The organism is Stenotrophomonas sp. 85239_Sma (genome assembly GCF_056481725.1).
In genome coordinates, this window is record NZ_CM151163.1 from 350001 (window position 1) to 352500 (window position 2500).

The following is a 2500-nucleotide window of genomic DNA, read 5'->3' on the forward strand; positions in this document are numbered from 1 at the left end:
TAATGTCCGAATGGGGAAACCCACCCGCTTGCGGGTATCCTGCAGTGAATACATAGCTGCTGGAAGCGAACCTGGTGAACTGAAATATCTAAGTAACCAGAGGAAAAGAAATCAACCGAGATTCCGTAAGTAGCGACGAGCGAACGCGGACTAGCCCTTAAGCTGATTTGGTTCTAGGAAAACGCTCTGGAAAGAGTGGCCATAGAAGGTGATAGCCCTGTATCTGAAAGGGCCATTTCAGTGAAGACGAGTAGGGCGGGGCACGTGAAACCCTGTCTGAACATGGGGGGACCATCCTCCAAGGCTAAATACTACTGACCGACCGATAGTGAACCAGTACCGTGAGGGAAAGGCGAAAAGAACCCCGGAGAGGGGAGTGAAATAGAACCTGAAACCGTGTGCGTACAAGCAGTAGGAGCTCCGCAAGGAGTGACTGCGTACCTTTTGTATAATGGGTCAGCGACTTACTGTTCGTGGCAAGCTTAACCGTATAGGGGAGGCGAAGGGAAACCGAGTCTGATAAGGGCGCATAGTCGCGGGCAGTAGACCCGAAACCGGGTGATCTAGTCATGCCCAGGGTGAAGGTGCGGTAACACGCACTGGAGGCCCGAACCCACTCCCGTTGCAAAGGTAGGGGATGAGGTGTGATTAGGAGTGAAAAGCTAATCGAACCCGGAGATAGCTGGTTCTCCTCGAAAGCTATTTAGGTAGCGCCTCATATGTATCCTCTCGGGGGTAGAGCACTGTTATGGCTAGGGGGTCATCGCGACTTACCAAACCATTGCAAACTCCGAATACCGAGACGGACTGTATGGGAGACACACGGCGGGTGCTAACGTCCGTCGTGAAAAGGGAAACAACCCAGACCCACAGCTAAGGTCCCAAATTCACTGCTAAGTGGAAAACCATGTGGAAAGGCACAGACAGCCAGGAGGTTGGCTTAGAAGCAGCCACCCTTTAAAGAAAGCGTAATAGCTCACTGGTCGAGTCGGTCTGCGGGGAAGATTTAACGGGGCTAAGCAGTGAACCGAAGCTTGGGGTGCATACTTTGTATGCGCGGTAGAGGAGCGTTCCGTAAGCCGTTGAAGGTGGATTGAGAAGTCTGCTGGAGGTATCGGAAGTGCGAATGCTGACATGAGTAACGATAATGCGGGTGAAAAACCCGCACGCCGAAAGCCCAAGGTTTCCTTGCGCAACGTTAATCGGCGCAGGGTGAGTCGGCCCCTAAGGCGAGGACGAAAGTCGTAGTCGATGGGAAGCAGGTTAATATTCCTGCACCTCGCGTAAGTGCGATGGAGGGACGGAGAAGGTTAGGTGTACCAGGCGTTGGTTGTCCTGGGGAAAGGCGGTAGGTTTGGATCTTTGGCAAATCCGGGATCCTTCAAGACCGAGCACCGAGACGAGCCTTTAAGGCGAAGTCACTGATACCACGCTTCCAGGAAAAGCTCCTAAGCTTCAGCTTACGCAGACCGTACCGTAAACCGACACAGGTGGGTAGGATGAGAATTCTCAGGCGCTTGAGAGAACTCGGGTGAAGGAACTAGGCAACATGGCACCGTAACTTCGGGAGAAGGTGCACCCTTTTTGGTGGCTCGTGCGAGCTATAGCTGAAGAGGGTCGCAGTAACCAGGCCGCTGCGACTGTTTATCAAAAACACAGCACTCTGCAAACACGAAAGTGGACGTATAGGGTGTGACGCCTGCCCGGTGCTGGAAGGTTAATTGATGGGGTCAGCCGCAAGGCGAAGCTCTTGATCGAAGCCCCAGTAAACGGCGGCCGTAACTATAACGGTCCTAAGGTAGCGAAATTCCTTGTCGGGTAAGTTCCGACCTGCACGAATGGCGTAACGACAGCGGCGCTGTCTCCACCCGAGACTCAGTGAAATTGAAATCGCTGTGAAGATGCAGCGTTCCCGTGGCAAGACGGAAAGACCCCGTGAACCTTTACTATAGCTTTACACTGAACGTTGAGTTCGTCTGTGTAGGATAGGTGGGAGGCTATGAAACTGTGGCGCTAGCTGCAGCGGAGCCATCCTTGAAATACCACCCTGTCGTGCTTGACGTTCTAACCTGGGCCCATTATCTGGGTCGGGGACCGTGTATGGTGGGTAGTTTGACTGGGGCGGTCTCCTCCTAAAGAGTAACGGAGGAGCTCGAAGGTACGCTCAGCGCGGTCGGACATCGCGCACTGTGTGCAAAGGCATAAGCGTGCTTGACTGCAAGATCGACGGATCAAGCAGGTAGGAAACTAGGACTTAGTGATCCGGTGGTTCTGTATGGAAGGGCCATCGCTCAACGGATAAAAGGTACTCCGGGGATAACAGGCTGATACCGCCCAAGAGTTCATATCGACGGCGGTGTTTGGCACCTCGATGTCGGCTCATCACATCCTGGGGCTGTAGTCGGTCCCAAGGGTATGGCTGTTCGCCATTTAAAGTGGTACGCGAGCTGGGTTCAGAACGTCGTGAGACAGTTCGGTCCCTATCTGCCATGGGCGTTGG

1 rRNA gene (running past both ends of the window) is annotated in these 2500 nt (G+C 53.6%); it reads left to right on the forward strand.

Annotation, left to right across the window (positions count from 1 at the left end):
- Window positions 1–2500 (forward strand): 23S ribosomal RNA (locus ACYKG1_RS01590) (it extends past both window edges: 107 nt to the left, 271 nt to the right).